The organism is Pediococcus parvulus, assembly GCF_964063155.1.
Lineage (GTDB): Bacteria > Bacillota > Bacilli > Lactobacillales > Lactobacillaceae > Pediococcus > Pediococcus parvulus.
On the sequence record NZ_OZ061292.1, the window covers coordinates 496992 to 512792 of the forward strand.

The 15801-nt window shown below is 37.9% G+C and carries 14 protein-coding genes; 12 read left to right on the top strand and 2 right to left on the bottom strand.

The genetic code is table 11. The features are described from left to right. Positions 1-80 precede the first annotated feature (80 nt). Positions 81-740: a LysM peptidoglycan-binding domain-containing protein gene (locus tag AB3217_RS02325; RefSeq protein WP_367365624.1), complete on the top strand. Its 660-nt coding sequence runs from the start codon at positions 81-83 to the stop codon at positions 738-740. Positions 741-980: 240 nt separating this feature from the next. Then, complete coding sequence (locus AB3217_RS02330) at positions 981-1676, top strand: LysM peptidoglycan-binding domain-containing protein (RefSeq protein WP_068805731.1); 696 nt, start codon at positions 981-983, stop codon at positions 1674-1676. A gap of 100 nt (positions 1677-1776) precedes the next feature. Here AB3217_RS02330 and AB3217_RS02335 read toward each other — a convergent pair whose 3' ends face one another. Further along, positions 1777-3234, bottom strand: a complete 1458-nt coding sequence (locus AB3217_RS02335) for an NCS2 family permease (RefSeq protein WP_057784646.1) — start codon at positions 3232-3234, stop codon at positions 1777-1779. Positions 3235-3547: 313 nt separating this feature from the next. Between AB3217_RS02335 and AB3217_RS02340 the strand changes: the two genes are divergently transcribed. Continuing rightward, positions 3548-4921 (top strand): MATE family efflux transporter, encoded by a 1374-nt coding sequence (locus AB3217_RS02340; protein WP_317762765.1) that lies wholly within the window; start codon positions 3548-3550, stop codon positions 4919-4921. A gap of 12 nt (positions 4922-4933) precedes the next feature. Then, positions 4934-5122 carry a hypothetical protein gene (locus tag AB3217_RS02345; protein WP_057784644.1) on the top strand — a complete coding sequence of 63 codons (189 nt, stop codon included), beginning with the start codon at positions 4934-4936 and terminating at the stop codon, positions 5120-5122. 177 nt (positions 5123-5299) lie between these two features. Here AB3217_RS02345 and AB3217_RS02350 read toward each other — a convergent pair whose 3' ends face one another. After that, positions 5300-6493, bottom strand: coding sequence for an acetate kinase (locus AB3217_RS02350; protein WP_317762768.1), 1194 nt, complete (start codon positions 6491-6493; stop codon positions 5300-5302). 218 nt (positions 6494-6711) lie between these two features. On the opposite strand from AB3217_RS02350, the gene AB3217_RS02355 reads away from it, so the two are divergent. From AB3217_RS02355 to AB3217_RS02390, 8 genes are all read left to right on the top strand, one after another. Then, entirely contained in the window at positions 6712-7671 is a 960-nt protein-coding gene (locus tag AB3217_RS02355; protein ID WP_260266809.1) for a LacI family DNA-binding transcriptional regulator, read from the top strand. A 91-nt stretch (positions 7672-7762) separates the two neighbouring features. Further along, positions 7763-9424: an alpha-glucosidase gene (locus tag AB3217_RS02360; RefSeq protein WP_367365625.1), complete on the top strand. Its 1662-nt coding sequence runs from the start codon at positions 7763-7765 to the stop codon at positions 9422-9424. Between the two features lie 14 nt (positions 9425-9438). Next, positions 9439-10737, top strand: coding sequence for an alpha-amylase family glycosyl hydrolase (locus AB3217_RS02365; RefSeq protein WP_057784014.1), 1299 nt, complete (start codon positions 9439-9441; stop codon positions 10735-10737). Between the two features lie 143 nt (positions 10738-10880). Then, a complete protein-coding gene (locus AB3217_RS02370; RefSeq protein WP_367365626.1) occupies positions 10881-12173 on the top strand; it encodes an ABC transporter substrate-binding protein in 1293 nt (430 codons plus the stop codon). Between the two features lie 23 nt (positions 12174-12196). Then, a complete protein-coding gene (locus AB3217_RS02375) occupies positions 12197-13057 on the top strand; it encodes a carbohydrate ABC transporter permease (protein WP_367365627.1) in 861 nt (286 codons plus the stop codon). Next, complete coding sequence (locus AB3217_RS02380) at positions 13057-13869, top strand: carbohydrate ABC transporter permease (protein WP_260275059.1); 813 nt, start codon at positions 13057-13059, stop codon at positions 13867-13869. The genes AB3217_RS02375 and AB3217_RS02380 overlap by 1 nt, the downstream gene beginning before the upstream one ends. 19 nt (positions 13870-13888) lie before the next feature. Next, complete coding sequence (locus AB3217_RS02385) at positions 13889-14545, top strand: hypothetical protein (protein WP_068805759.1); 657 nt, start codon at positions 13889-13891, stop codon at positions 14543-14545. Between the two features lie 92 nt (positions 14546-14637). Next, entirely contained in the window at positions 14638-15741 is a 1104-nt protein-coding gene (locus tag AB3217_RS02390; RefSeq protein ID WP_260275060.1) for an ABC transporter ATP-binding protein, read from the top strand. Positions 15742-15801 lie beyond the last annotated feature (60 nt).

Below are 15801 nucleotides of genomic sequence, written 5' to 3' on the forward strand. Positions count from 1 at the left end.
TTGTAAAAAAGAGGGGGTAACATAATGAGCATAAATTAAATAACAAACAACAAACACAACAAACAAGGAGAAAATCATACATGACATTAAGAAGCAAAATCACAAAATTTTCAGTAGCAATTTTATCAACAGTGACATTAGGTTCAACTATTTTAACAACAGCTGCAAATGCTGATGAAATTTATACAGTTAAATCTGGCGATACACTTTCAGGTATTGAATACAGTTTGAATAAAGATACTAACTATTCAAAATTAGCTAAAGCTAACAAAATCTCAAACGTTAACTTGATCTATGTTGGTCAGAAATTGTTGATCAAGAGCGATGGCGAAATTAAGGCAGCTACAAAGAGTGAAGTTAAATCAACTCCAACTGTCAAGAACATTTCTTCAACAACATCAAGTTCTTCAGCTGCTAACTCAAGTGCTTCAACAAGCACACAAAGTTCAGCTGCAACAAGCTCAACTTCAAGTAACACAAGCAGTTCTGCATCAACAACCACTTCATCAACAAGTAGTAGTGAAGCAGCTGCAAAAGCTTGGATTGCTAACAAAGAATCTGGTGGCTCATACACAGCTACAAACGGCCAATACATTGGTAAGTATCAATTGAGCTCATCATACTTAAGTGGTGACTACTCAGCTGCTAACCAAGAAAAGGTTGCAAACTCTTATGTTTCATCACGTTACGGTTCATGGACCGCTGCTAAAGCATTCTGGGTTGCAAACGGCTGGTATTAAACTAAAAATTAAATTTTAAATTCGAACAATTCTGAGTTGAAACTAACTTGGAATTGTTTTTTTGTGACCAAGTTTTAGTTGCTGAAAATAATGAAGCGCTTAACATTTTAGAAAGATTACAAAATATTACAGAAATAGCAAAACTGATATATTAGCGAAACCTCTTTGATACGTTGAGTCTGTATCATAGCATCCGTTGGTTAATAAAAAGGCATAAACAAAGAGGAGAGTTTTATTTTTATGAAGTTAAACAAATTTACTAAGTTTTCAGTAGCATTCTTATCAACCATTGCATTGGGGACAATTGCTTGGACAACTGCGGCTAGTGCAGACGAAACATACACAGTTAAATCTGGTGATACCCTTTCAGCAATCGAGTACAATTTTAAGCATGACACAAATTTTCAACAATTAGCTAAGACAAATAACATTTCTGACGCAAACGTCATTTATGTAGGTCAAAAATTAGTGATTAAGACTGACGGTACTGCTGCTCAAACATCAACAGCTACACAATCAAGTCAATCAACTAATACTGCAAATACGCAAAGTACACAAAACACACAAAACACTCAAAGTTCACAAACTACACAAAACAGTACTGCTTACAGTAACCCAAGTTCGCAGTCGACACAAAACACAGCTAAGAGTTCCACAACCAACACTTACAAGAACACAGCAAAGACTACTAGCTCAACAAGCACAACAACTGGTAGTGACTCGTCAGCAAAGGCTTGGATTGCTAACAAAGAATCTGGTGGCTCATACACAGCTACAAACGGTCAATACATTGGTAAGTATCAATTGAGCTCATCATACTTAAATGGTGACTACTCAGCTGCTAACCAAGAAAAGGTTGCTAATTCATACGTAGCTTCCCGTTATGGCTCATGGTCAGCTGCTAAAGCTTTCTGGCAAGCAAACGGCTGGTATTAAACTAAAATAGTTTAAACAGTAAGAAAAGATGTCGTTCGATCATTTGGATTTTTTAGTCCAAACGATCGAACGACATCTTTGTGTTTATTTATAATTTGAGTTAGGCAATGGCCAGCACTGTAAAGTTGATAACAAAAAGTGCGGACACAATCCAGATAAGCGGATGAATTTCTTTGGCTTTGCCAGTCACGGTTTTTACGATGCAGTAGAAGATGAATCCCGCTGCAATTCCGTAGGTGATGTTATAACAAAACGCCATAAAGATAGATGCCATAAATGCGGGAACTGCTTCGTTGAAATCTGACCAGTTAATTTTTTGAAATGAGCTCATCATCATGATTCCGACTATGATCAATGCTGGTGCAATTGCGGCATCTGGAATTACTGAAAGTAGTGGAGATGCAAAGCTACTGAGTAAGAATAGAATGGCAACGACGACACTAGTCAGGCCAGTACGGCCACCAGCACCAATCCCGGCGGAGCTTTCGACGTAGGTTGTAATGTTTGATGTGCCAAAGATTGAACCCACACCTGTTGCGATGGAATCTGCAAACAAAGCGCGATCTAGTTTGGAAGAGAAACCTGGTTTATCTTCGAGGTCTTTTTCATCTTCAGCAGAGAAAATTCCTGTTCGACGCCCGGTACCGATAAAGGTGCCAAGCGAATCAAAAATATCTGATAGACTGAAGGAAAGAATTGTCATTAATACTAATAGAATACGATGACCGTTCGTGAATAAAGAGCCCATTCCTTGTGAAGAAAAGGCCGCCAAAAAGGTTGTTTTTAATGCACCAATTGAATTGATTAACGAGTTAGCGCTTGAAATATGTAAATTTGTTACGCCCATGGGAATTCCAATCAGCGTGGTTAAAACAATTCCGATTAAAATACTTGCAGGCACTTTTTTTATTTGCAAAATCACGGTGATGGTAATTCCGATCAAAGCTAAAACAACGCTTGAATTGTTGAAAAGGGTTAGTGAAGGAGTAATCCCGCCATTTGAGACGACACTGGTCACCCCATGTGTAAAGTGGGTTACGGCTGAGTTATAAGCCTGCCCATTAATTGTGGCAATGCTACTGGAATCACTGGAAAACTGCAGGATGTTGGCATTCTTTAACCCCAAGTAAGCGATGAAAACACCGATTCCACCACTAATTGCCAGCTGAATAGTTTCAGGAATTGCTGTGATCAACATTTTTCGAATCTTGGTGATGGTAATCACAATGTTGATGACACCACAGAAAAATACAAGGGCTAAACCTTCTTGCCATGTAAAACCAAGTGACATGACAACGGTATAAGTGAAAAACGCTTGTAAGCCAACTCCAGGAGCTAACGCATAAGGGACATTGGCAAAGAGCCCCATGACGAGGGTTCCGGTAACCGAGGCAATAATCATAGCTAAAAAGACAGCTTGAGCAGGCATTCCAGTCTGACTGAGGACTTCTGGGTTAACGAATAAGATATATGACATTGCAAAAAATGTGGTAATCCCGGCAGTAATCTCGGTTGAAACTTTGGTGCCGTTTTTCTCTAAATCAAAAAACTTTGACATGAAATTTCCTCTTTTCTTATGATGTACGTTAATAATAACTGTTTTTAAAAGAAAATTCTAGGCTAAATACGTAAAATAATTAAATTGTTTTCTATAATGTTCGTGTTCTAAACAAAACAAAATTGTTTAATTATCTTTATATAATATTTGAGAGTAAAAGTAAGAAAAGGAGTTTGTAGAGGAAAAGGTAGTAATTAAAAAAGTAAATTATTTCGTTGTAATTTGTATGAAACAAGTTATAGTATAGAACTAACTTAATTAAATGCAGAAACCGTTTTCTATACTGGAATGACGGTCAGGGGAGGCGTATAGAATGGACAATTCGCTCATTAAGGGCAGTCCAATTAAAGGAATCATCTTTTTTAGTATCCCCTTATTTTTAGGGAATATCTTTCAGCAAATCTATACAATGTCAGATACGCTGATTGTTGGGCGAGCGGTTGGTGTCAACGCATTAGCTGCAGTTGGCGCGACCGGAGGCTTAAGTTTTTTGATTATTGGATTTGCTCAAGGGATGACAACTGGTTTGTCGATCATAACGGCACAAGATTTTGGAAATGGTAATCTTAGAGGCGTAAAAAAGAGTTTTGCTAATAGTATTTGGATATGTGCTGGGATGAGTGTTATTTTAACAATTATAAGTGTGAGTTTGGCACGCCCGCTCTTGCAAGTCATGCAAACTCCTGCGGTCTTATTAAATGGTGCAGAAACCTTTATTAGTATTTTATTTGCAGGTGTTACGGTGACAATGTTTTTCAACTTGTTTTCAAATATGTTGCGGGCACTCGGAAATAGTCGCACGCCACTGATATTTTTAATTATTGCGGCCGTTTTAAATGTTATTTTGGATATTGTTTTGATTATTGGATTAAATTTTGGCATTGCAGGTGCGGGAATTGCCACAGTGGTTGCGCAGCTGGTGTCTTGTATCATGTGTATTTGGTATATTAAACGTCGAATTCCCGAATTAAATGTGACCCGCGCTGACATGAAAATTGATCGTGCAATCATCAAACAAGAGCTTAAAATTGGTTTGCCAATGGGTTTTCAAGCTTCCATTATTGCGATTGGGTCCATTATTTTACAAGTATCGCTAAATGAGCTGGGACCGCAATCGATTGCGGCCTATACTGCGGCTGGTAAAGTTGACCAGCTTGCCACCCAGCCAATGGTTTCGCTTGGAATTACGATGGCTACCTTTACAGCCCAAAATTTTGGTGCTAAAAATTATGATCGTATTCTGATCGGTATTCGCCAATGTTTAACTGTAACGGTGGTTTACAGTGTAATTATTGCGGCTGTCATTATTTTAAACAGTCATGCGTTGGTCAACCTCTTTATTGGAAACTCGGAACCCCATGTGACAGAACTTGCCCAAACATATTTTTGGGTCGTTAGTACAAGCTATTTCCTCCTTTCTATTTTGTTTGTTGTACGGTATGCACTGCAAGGGCTTGGACAAAGTTTTGCACCAACCATGGCAGGGGTTGCAGAGCTGATTTCACGAATCTTTATTGGGGCTGTGATGGTGCCAATGTTTGGGTTTATTAGTGCATGTTTCGCCAGTCCACTGGCTTGGTTGGCTTCAAACGCGGTTTTGATTGTGTCATTTTTCCGAACGATTCGTAATTTGCGTGGTGCCAGTGGTTTGAAACGGGAAATACCAATTAATGATAAAAAAGAATAATTAGGAGAATATATGAAAATTTCAACTATCATACTGTTAATTTTAGATGCCCTTATTATTCTTGGGTTAGTAGGCGTCGTGATCAATCAAATCCGTCAAGGAGATTTGTCGGATCGATTTTGGATTGGCCTAGCGGGAATTATCGCATTTGGGTACTGTGGGCAGTATTTGTTTAAGTATTCAAAAACACCTAGAAAATAATAAAAAAAGATTGGGAAAAAAGGCGGTTAGATTCTGAGTATAGCCTAGACTAACGAATGATCCGTACTTTGGATCGTTCGTTAGTCGTAGCTAGGCGGAAGACCACGTTTTAGAAATAATATTTGAAGAAATATAAAAAGGGCGGGCAAAAACATCGTTTTTGCCCGCCCTCTTATATTAATCTTTAATAATTATTCGTTTTACAGATTTAGCAATTGCTAACTCTTCATTAGTGGGAATCATCAAAACCTTGACGGTTGAGTCTTTGGCACTAATTACCCGTGGTCCGTTTCCATTATTGTTGCTATCTTCGTCGAGTTTAATACCTAATACAGCAAGTCGATCAATGATGTCTGTTCGTAAGGAGGCTTGATGCTCACCAATACCAGCGGTGAATGTGATGACATCCAAGCCACCTAGTTCGGTGAAATAGCCGCCAATATACTTCACAGCAGAGTTGATAAACATATCATACACTAATTTAGCTCGCTGGTTTGTAGGGGCATTAGACACAATGTCACGCATGTCAGCTGAAATGCCAGAAACGCCAAGTAAACCTGATTTTTCGTTGAGAATATCAATAATTTTGTTAGCGTCAACGTGTAATTCATCCATCAAGAATGGGACAACGGCCGGATCAACTGAACCAGACCGGGTTCCCATTGGTAAGCCCTCAAGCGGTGTAAAGCCCATTGAAGTATCATAAGGTTTGCCATTTTCACTTGCAGTTATAGATGCGCCGCCACCAAGGTGTAAGGTGACAAGTTTGATGTCATGGTAATCTTTTTTAAGAAAGTTTGCTGTTTCATGCAGAATATATTCATGACTAATTCCGTGTTCACCGTATTTGCGGATTTGGTACTGTTTAGAATAGTCATACGGGATGGCATATAAGGCGTTTTGCTCAGGCATATCTAGGTAGAATTTGCTATCAAAAACGGCAATTTCAGGAGTGGATTTTGGTAAAACTTTCATAAGGGTTTCGATACATTCCACTTGAACCGGATTATGCAGTGGTGCGTATTTATTTAAGGATTTTAACTCGCTTAAATTCTTTTCGGTGATTTGAGTAGGTTGTTTAAAAGTGGTGGCACCAGCAACTACGCGATGGCCGACAGCGGCAATTTCATCCACATCTTGAATTAAGTGTAGATGCTTCAATTGATCAAAAAGCAATTCTACACCCTGTTGATAAGTTAAATTAGCAATTTGTTCGGTAAACTTTTCGCCGTTTCGAACAATAGTGAAGATTGCTTCAGGGGTTTTCATTCGTTCCATAACTCCCTTATTAATGAGAGAAAGATCATCAAGCCCGAAAAGCTGCCATTTTAGTGAAGAGCTACCGGCATTGAGAACTAATATTTTTTTCAAAAATATGCACACTCCTATTTATATTTCATTTTAAAATTTGATTTAAATTGATTATTGTAACTTCAGTAAAAAGTGTAGCACAGTTTCGAGTCTGATAAATAGAATTAATAGGAAAGAAAATAAATGAAAGGGCTTTTAGAAAAATAACTGAGCTTCGAAAGGGCTTACTTGGTATAATGAAAGTGTTGACTATCTAAATCAGTGGAGGGAAATGCTAAATGGCAACTTTAAATGACGTCGCTAAACTTGCAAATGTCTCGAAAATGACAGTTTCGAGAGTTATTAATCATCCAGATAAAGTGACGGATGATTTAAAGCAATTAGTTTATCAGGCAATGCGCGAAGTAGACTATCATCCAAATGTTGCGGCAAAAGCGCTGGTGAATAATAGCACCCGAATTATTAAATTTTGTGTACTTGAAGATATTGACACAACAGAACCTTATTATATGAACTTAATGATTGGCATTGCCCGCTCGCTCGATGCGCAACAGTACTCGTTGCAATTAGTGACTAGACGAAATTTTGATATTGGTAATTGTGATGGGTACGTGATCACGGGAATGCGCAAAAAGGATTTTGATTGGATCGGCGAGTTGAAAAAGCCATTGGTTATTTTTGGCGAAAATCGATTTGGATTTGACTATGTGGATACAAACAATAAAGCTGGTACGTTTATGATTGCCGATTTGGCTTTAAAACGAGGTTATAAACGACTGATTTTTATTGGCATGGACAGCCGAGAATCGTTTGAATATTCGCGTGAGGCTGGTTATTTACAACTTTTACAGGAAAATCAAATGGTTTCAGAAATTCACCGATTCGATAATCACAGTCATCTTTCCCAACAATTCGTGATTGATAACTGGGATAAATTTGAACCCAATACTTGTTTTATTTGTGCTTCAGACCGGCTTGCTTTGGGAGCAGAACGGGGAATCGAAAGTTGCGGCGGATTAATTCCCAAAGATTATGGGGTGACTGGTTTTGATGGGGTGTTTTTAAACCAAGTTGCGTTTCCACAAATTACAACAGTCAAACAAGCCATCGTAGAAATGGGAATGGCCTGTGGTGACAAACTTTTAGATAAAATTGTGAATCACATTCAAACATCAGGTTCCTTAATGTTTGAGCCTAAAATTAGTGTGGGTGGAACCATTCGCAACAATGTTAAATAATGTTACCGGTAACATGCACGATAAGCCTTGTAATTAGAAGGCTTATTTTTTATGCTTTCAATGAAAAGGTTTTCAAAGAGGAGCGGTTGCAATGAATGAGTGGTATCAAAAATCAGTAATTTATCAAATATATCCTAAGAGTTTCAAGGATTCTAATAATGATGGTGTCGGTGATTTACCAGGAATAACGGGGAAATTGGACTATGTTCAACGGCTAGGGGCAAACACAATTTGGCTAAATCCGATTTTTGTTTCGCCACAAATTGACAATGGGTACGATGTTTCTAATTATTTTGCGATTGATCCACTCCTTGGAAACATGGATGATTTTCAAGAAATGGTTAAAGAAATTCACAAACGAAAAATGCATTTAATATTGGATTTACCAATTAACGATACATCAGATCAACATCCTTGGTTTCAAGATGCTGTGAAAAACAAAAATAGTATTTTTCGCGAATATTATATTTGGGCTGAAAATCAAGATAAACGGCCAAACAACTGGGGATCCTTTTTTGGTGGCAGTGTTTGGGAACCGGACCCAAATGGCGGTTCCGAATATTATTGCCACATTTTTGATAAACGAATGCCAGATCTGAATTGGAAAAATCCAGAAGTGCGCAAATCGATGGCTGATATTGCCAAGTTTTGGATTGATAAAGGAGTAGACGGGTTCCGATTAGATGCATTTATTCACATTGCCAAAGCTAATTTTGGACAAAATATTTTAAACCAAACAGAGGATTACCCGGTGGACTCCTCATTTTATGCCAATTTGCCAGAGGTAAAACTTTATTTAGAGAATTTCATCAAGCTTGTCAAAACGTACAAAAATGATGTTTTTTTCCTTGGTGAAGCTTCTTCAGCAGATGCCTATCAAGCTGCTGAGTATACGCGTCCTGATAATTTTGGTTGTGATATGGTGGTGACTTCTGACAACTATGGTGAGGAATATCCATTGAAAGATCCCAAAATTCCTATGTTTTTCCAACCGCGACAATTGAGTCTCAAACGACTAAAAGAAACTTTTTCAATTTGGGAAGCCGTTTTAGAAAATATTAGTTTACCAGCTTTAACTTGGGGAAATCATGACATTAGCCGAGTTTTAGATCGATTGCATATTGACCCTAAAGATTCTGACTTGCCGAAAGCTTTGGCAGTATGTATGTATTTGCAGCGGGGAATCCCCATTATCTATTACGGTGAAGAAATTGGGATGCGTAATCTGAAGTATAAAAAGCTCCGTGATTTCCGTGATCAACGGGCCCTAGATTTAATTCAGTTTATGCAAAATCAAGGATATAAGGATGAAAAGATTCTTGAGCTCCTCAATCAACAGGATGAAATGACAGCACGGGGTCCGTTTCAATGGAATGCAGGTAAGTACGTTGGCTTTTCAAATCATCATCCTTGGAACTGGGCAGATCATAATGAAGCTGCAGCAGATACGGCTGTAGAAAATGATGACGGCTTGTTTGCTTTCTATCGAGCAGTTTTAAAAGTTAAGGCACAACCGTTGTTTTCACAAGGAAGTTATCTGTTACTTGAAACAAATTCTAAAATTTATGCGTTTGAACGTGAATTGAACGGTAAAAAAGCATTTGTGATTGTGAATTTTGCTGACAAGGTGCTCAAATATCATGTGCCAACTTTGAAGGTCGTTCATACGCTGTTATCCAATAAGGCTAGTTCACTCGTTGATAATGTGGTGACAATGGAACCAGCTGGAAGTATTGTGATTGAAGAAAAATAAGGGAGATAAAAAAGATGGCAGATGATACAAGTACGGATTTACGGAAGTTACAAATTTATAGTGTGTTTGTGAGAAATCACACGAAGGAAGGAACCTTGAAGGCGTTAGAGCCAGATTTGCCCAGAATCAAGGCGCTGGGGACTGATTTTATTTGGCTGCTACCCATAAATCCAGTAGGTAAAGTGGACCGAAAAGGCAAGTTAGGATCACCTTATTCAATTAAGGATTATCGCAAAATTGATCCCGCCCAAGGAACTTGGGCCGATTTTGTTCATTTGGCAGATAAGATTCATGGATTGGGAATGAAGTTAATGATTGATATTGTGTATAATCACACTTCGCGAGATTCAGTATTGTTAAAAGCGCATCCAGAATATTTCTTGCATGATAAACAGGGAAAACTGTTTAATAAAAATCCAGAATGGTCTGACGTTGCAGAGTTGGACTATACAAATCACGGGTTGTGGGATTACCAAATTGAAACTTTAAAAGAGTATGCGAAAGTTGTTGATGGATTTCGTTGTGACGTTGCTCCCCAAGTCCCGTTGCCATTTTGGTTAGCAGCTCGTAAAGAGGTTGCACAGGTTAAACCAGATATGGTTTGGCTTGCTGAATCGACGGGTGGCGACTACATCCGAGAGATTCGGAGTAAAGGATATTGGATTTCGTCAGATGGTGAGATTTATCGTGCATTTGACCTCGCATACGATTATGACATTGATCAGGATTGGCATGACTATGTATACGGAAAGTCTTCACTGGCTGATTATGTGAAGGTGTTGAATCGGCAAGACCTTACATTTCCCGCAAATTATATTAAAATGCGATATTTAGAAAATCATGACCATGAACGAGCTCATGAGCTTTTTCCCAATTTGAATGATTTGATCAATTGGACGGCATTTTCTGAGTTTCAGAAGGGAGCCACTTTAGTGTATGCCGGACAAGAAGTCGGTATTTCACATACACCAACATTGTTTGATTCAGATAAACTAGATTGGAAAAGTTCCATAGACTTATCACCTGTGATAAAGCGTATGCATGAGCTAAGTCAAGATACAATTCAAGTTAAGGGGAGTTATCACTTAGTAGATTCTGGGAATGATATTGTAAAAGTTGTCTTTGAGACTCACAAAAAGCAGAGACTGGGACTATTTAGTTTAAGAAGTAACAGTGGTCGCGTTAAAACAACCCTTGAAGATGGATACTATGCTAATCTATTTGATGGATCAACAGTAATTGTGAGAAATGGTGTTATTCGAGTTACAGGAGATCCGATGGTTATCGAAACAGGCGAAATAATAAGAAAATAGCCAATTTTATGTGTTAGTTCCTGAATTATTAGAAAAAAGCTGTTACCGTTAACAGCTAGAAAGCGCTTGCATAACATTAATTGAGCTGCGTACAATATGTGTTGTAAGAACAAGTTAAAAAATTTTACAGGGAGGTTCTTATCATGAGTCATAAGTTTTGGAAACATCTCGCGACGGTTACGATGGTAGCCGGTGCAGCACTAACATTAGCTGCTTGTGGAAGTAGTTCCGCAAAAAAGAATGTTAAGATCACAATTTTACAAGGAAAGGTTGAAAATAATAAGCAATTCAAACAAATTGCTGCTCAATATGAAAAATCTCATCCTAATGTAAAAATTGAAGTTACCTCAATTGGTGGTGGTACTCAATATGATCCTGTTTTGAAAACTCGTATTTCATCTGGTAATGCACCAACCATCTTTAGTTTAGCTGGTCCTGCAGATGTTAAGCAATTTAAGTCACATGAAGCTGACTTATCGAACACGAAAGCTGCAAAGGCTGCACAGCCAGGAACTTTGGATGCGGTAAAGACAGATGGTAAGACAGTTGGTTTACCATTTAACGTTGAAGGATATGGATTTGTTTATAATAAAAAAGTCTTTAGAGAAGCAGGAATTGATGCAACCAGTTTAACAACTTATGCAAAATTACAAGCAGCTGTTAAGAAAATTGATTCTATGAAGACAAAATTAGGTATCAAAGGTGTCTTTGCTTTACCAGGTAAAGAAGCTTGGATCATGTCAGATCATTTAGCTAACTTATACATCGGCCAAGATTTCAAAGGAAATGCTTTGAAACTATATAATTCAAAGACAATGCCATTTACGAAGAATGCCGATATGAAACAAATGCTTGATTTGCAGAGTACATACTCTATCAAACCAGTAATGCAAATGGATTATTCAGCACAAGTTAACCAATACTTCTCACAAGGTAAGACAGCTATGATTCAACAAGGTGACTGGATTTATCCAACAATTGAACAAATTGATAAGAAATTTGCTAAAAACGATGTTGGTATGATTCCAATTCCTGTTAAGGGTGAAGAAGGCAAGTTACCAGTTGGAACATCACTATACTGGGCTGTTAATAAGCAAAAATCATCTGCTGAACAAACGGCAGCAAAGAACTTCTTGGATTGGTTGTATACTTCTAAAGCAGGTAAGAAAGATGTTGTAAACACTTTGCATTTCGTACCAGCTTATAAAGGTTACAGTAATTTCAAGATGCAAGATGCTTTAACACAAACAGTGTTCAAGTACTCAAATGAAAACAAGACCATTGGCTGGGCATTCCCTGGATACACAGGTACTTCATGGGATCCAGATGTTGCACAACCAAACTTACAGAAGTATCTCTCAGGTAAACAAGGCTGGGCTGCAACTGTAAAGAACATGAAAGATGGTTGGAAGAAACAACAGGCAAGTTCGAACTAATAAATAAAAGAGGGTAATGTAACATGAAAAATCGTAGTCTTTCATTTTGGCTGTTTTTAACGCCAACCCTCGTTGCGTTAGCCTTGGTTGTCTTTATTCCGATGCTAGAAGGACTGTTTTATTCCTTTACTGATTGGGATGGATTGTCATTTACCAAAATGGTGGGATTTCAAAATTACATTACGTTGCTTCACGATAAGGCGTTTGTTAACGCCTTTTGGTTTACAGTTGCGTTTGTAATCGTTACCGTCATTGCACTTAACGTAATCGGGTTAGGCTTAGCACTTTTGGTTACACAGAAGTTTAAGGGAAGTAGCTTTTTGAGAACTGTGTTCTTTATGCCAAATATGATCGGTGGATTAATTTTAGGATTTATCTGGCAGTTCATTTTAACGCAGGGGTTCAGTGCTTTGGGAAGCGTGCTTCATGCCGGTTGGCTAGAAAACTGGTTAACAACCGAGAACACTGGATTTTGGGGATTAGTTATTGTGACAGTTTGGCAAATGAGTGGTTATATTATGATCATCTATATTGCTTATTTACAGAATATTCCTCAAGAGATTATTGAAGCGGCTGAGATTGACGGTGCTTCCACTTGGCAAAGATTTACCAAAATCACTTTTCCAATGATTGCACCTGCATTTACAGTTTGCATGTTCTTGACACTTTCGAATGGTTTTAAGATTTATGATCAAAACCTTTCATTAACTGGTGGGGGACCATACAACTCGACTCAAATGTTAGCAATGGATATTGTTAATACAGCTTATAATTCCAGCAACTTTTCGTTAGCTGAAGCAAAAGCAATTGTGTTCTTTATCATCGTTGCGGCAATTTCGTTAATTCAAGTCTTCTATAATCGTAAGCGGGAGGTGGATTTGTAATGAGTAAGAAAAGCACACATTTGATTGCTGTTTTAGGAGCTTTAGTCGGACTATTATGGTTGTTTCCATTTTACATGATTGTTACGAACTCTTTTAAAACACCAAAAGGAATCTTTGCTTCAGTTTTAGCATTACCACATCCATCTACTGGAAGAAATTATGTAAATTCTTTTAAAGCTTTAGATTTTATTGGTTCATTGACGAATTCACTAATCATTACGGTTTGCAGTGTATTGTTAATTATTCTTTGTTCATCAATGGCAGCATATGCTTTACAGCGTAACCATAGTAAATTGAGTGGTGCATTACTATTACTATTTATTTCAGCAATGTTGATTCCATTTCAATCAGTTATGATTCCGCTGACTGCCAACTTTGGTAGCGTACACGCATTGAATATGTGGGGACTCATGTTCATGTATTTAGGGTTTGATTGCAGTTTGTCAATTTTCCTTTATCAAGGAACCCTTTCAAGTATTCCATTTGCAATGGATGAGGCTGCTGAGATGGAAGGTGCCAGCAGATGGCAAATCTTTTATAAAGTGATTTTTCCAATGTTGAGTCCGATGACTGTGACGGTTGCAATTTTGAATATTATTGCGATCTGGAACGATTATCTATTACCTTCATTAGTATTACCACAGGCACAGTACACAATCCCGTTGCAGATGTTTAATTTCTTCGGAGAATATACAAAACAATGGCATTTGGCGCTTGCCGGAATCACTCTTTCAATTATTCCTGTAATTCTCTTCTATCTCGCAGCACAGAAATGGATTATTAAAGGAGTTACTGATGGTGCGGTTAAATAAGTAAGGAGTTGGGATAAGGATGATTAACCTAAAAACTAAAGGTGGTCAAAAGTTACTGACAGCGGGCAACTGGGCCTGGTCAATTTTTACCATTAACTTTGCTTGGTTTTTAATTAATTTTTCCGTTATTCTGACGGCAATCATATTGGGAAGTATTAATTTAAGCGTAAGTTTCGTTATGATTAATTTGATTTTGACGTTTATGTTGGCGATTTTTACCATCCCAAGTTTAATGGCAAGTTTTAAAACAGTTCAAGATTGGCAAATTAATGGGAATGCTTCTTATTTCAAAAAGCAATTTGCAAATTGGATTCAGATGCTGAAAAATTTCAAACTCAATGTAGGATTTGCATTTATGTTTGGTGTGTTGATTCTATTAAATAAGACATTTTTCGGATTTGTATTTCCACATATGTTTGTTTTAACAACGACAGTGATCGTAATCGCGTTGTTGATTACAGAAAGTTTCCAAATTGGAACGAATTCTGACGAAAGCTTTATAGAACTTTGTCTGGATCATCCTGTTAAAATCTTGGGTGCAACAGCGATTTTCATAGCATTATTAATATTAAATTTAGTTTTACAATTAGCATTTTTGATTGTAATTTGCAGTATTTCTCTTTCGGTGTATTTCACTTATCGATTATTTGGCGGAAGAGTGGAAAAGAATGATTGACTTTGGGATGTGAAGTTACCACATCTAGATTGGTTCATAGGATTACCTATGATTACTGAAAGTCAAAAAATTAAAATGAGGGGCGTTTCAGAATGGTACAAATTAATTTAGATCACATTTATAAACGCTATCAAGGCAATACTGACTATTCAGCTAGCGACATTAATTTAGCTATAAACGATGGTGAATTTATAGTCTTCGTTGGGCCTTCCGGGTGTGGTAAATCAACCACATTACGTATGATAGCAGGTTTGGAAGATATTACTAAAGGCGATTTTAAGATGGACGGCAAAGTCATGAATAAAGTCGCACCGAAGGATCGAGACATTGCCATGGTTTTCCAAAACTACGCGCTTTATCCACATATGTCAGTCTTTGAAAACATGGCCTTTGGGTTAAATATTCGTAAGAATGATAAAGCCGATACCAAGAAACGGGTTGAAGATGCGGCAAAGATTCTCGGCTTAACAGAGTATCTTAAAAGAAAGCCAGCTGCTCTTTCAGGAGGACAACGTCAGCGTGTCGCTTTAGGGCGTGCGATTGTTCGAGATGCCAAACTGTTTTTGCTTGACGAACCTCTTTCAAACTTGGATGCTAAACTCCGAGTCCAAATGAGAACAGAGATTGCTCAGTTACATCAACGACTCGGAAGAAACTTTATTTATGTAACTCATGATCAAGTTGAAGCGATGACGATGGCAGACCGAATTGTTATTATGAATGAGGGCCGTATTCAACAAGTTGGGACACCTGCGCAATTGTATAACGAACCAATCAATAAATTTGTTGCCGGGTTTATGGGTTCGCCAGCGATGAACTTTTTCAAGGTTAAAATTGAAGATGGATTTGCAGTTGGTGAGGACGGCCTTAAAGTTGCCATTCCTGAGGGCCAACTCAAGGTATTGCAAAGTAAAGGGTATGTTGGTAAGAACTTAACGCTGGGGATTCGTCCAGAGGATATCCATGCAGAAGAGGTTGCTTTGCAAACATTCCCAGATGCAATTATCAATGCAACTGTTGAAGTTTCAGAGTTGATGGGTTCCGAATCCATGCTGTATTCACGTACAGGGACAACTGATTTCATTGCCAAAGTAAATTCGCGGGATTACCACGAGCCGGGTGATACTTTAAAAATGGCATTTGAAATGACAAAAGCTCATTATTTTGATGATGAAACTGAAGAAACGATCATTTAGGTTGAATTATAAAAAGGGATTGGGCGTAAGTCTTGCCTGATTCCTTTTTTTATAGAGGAG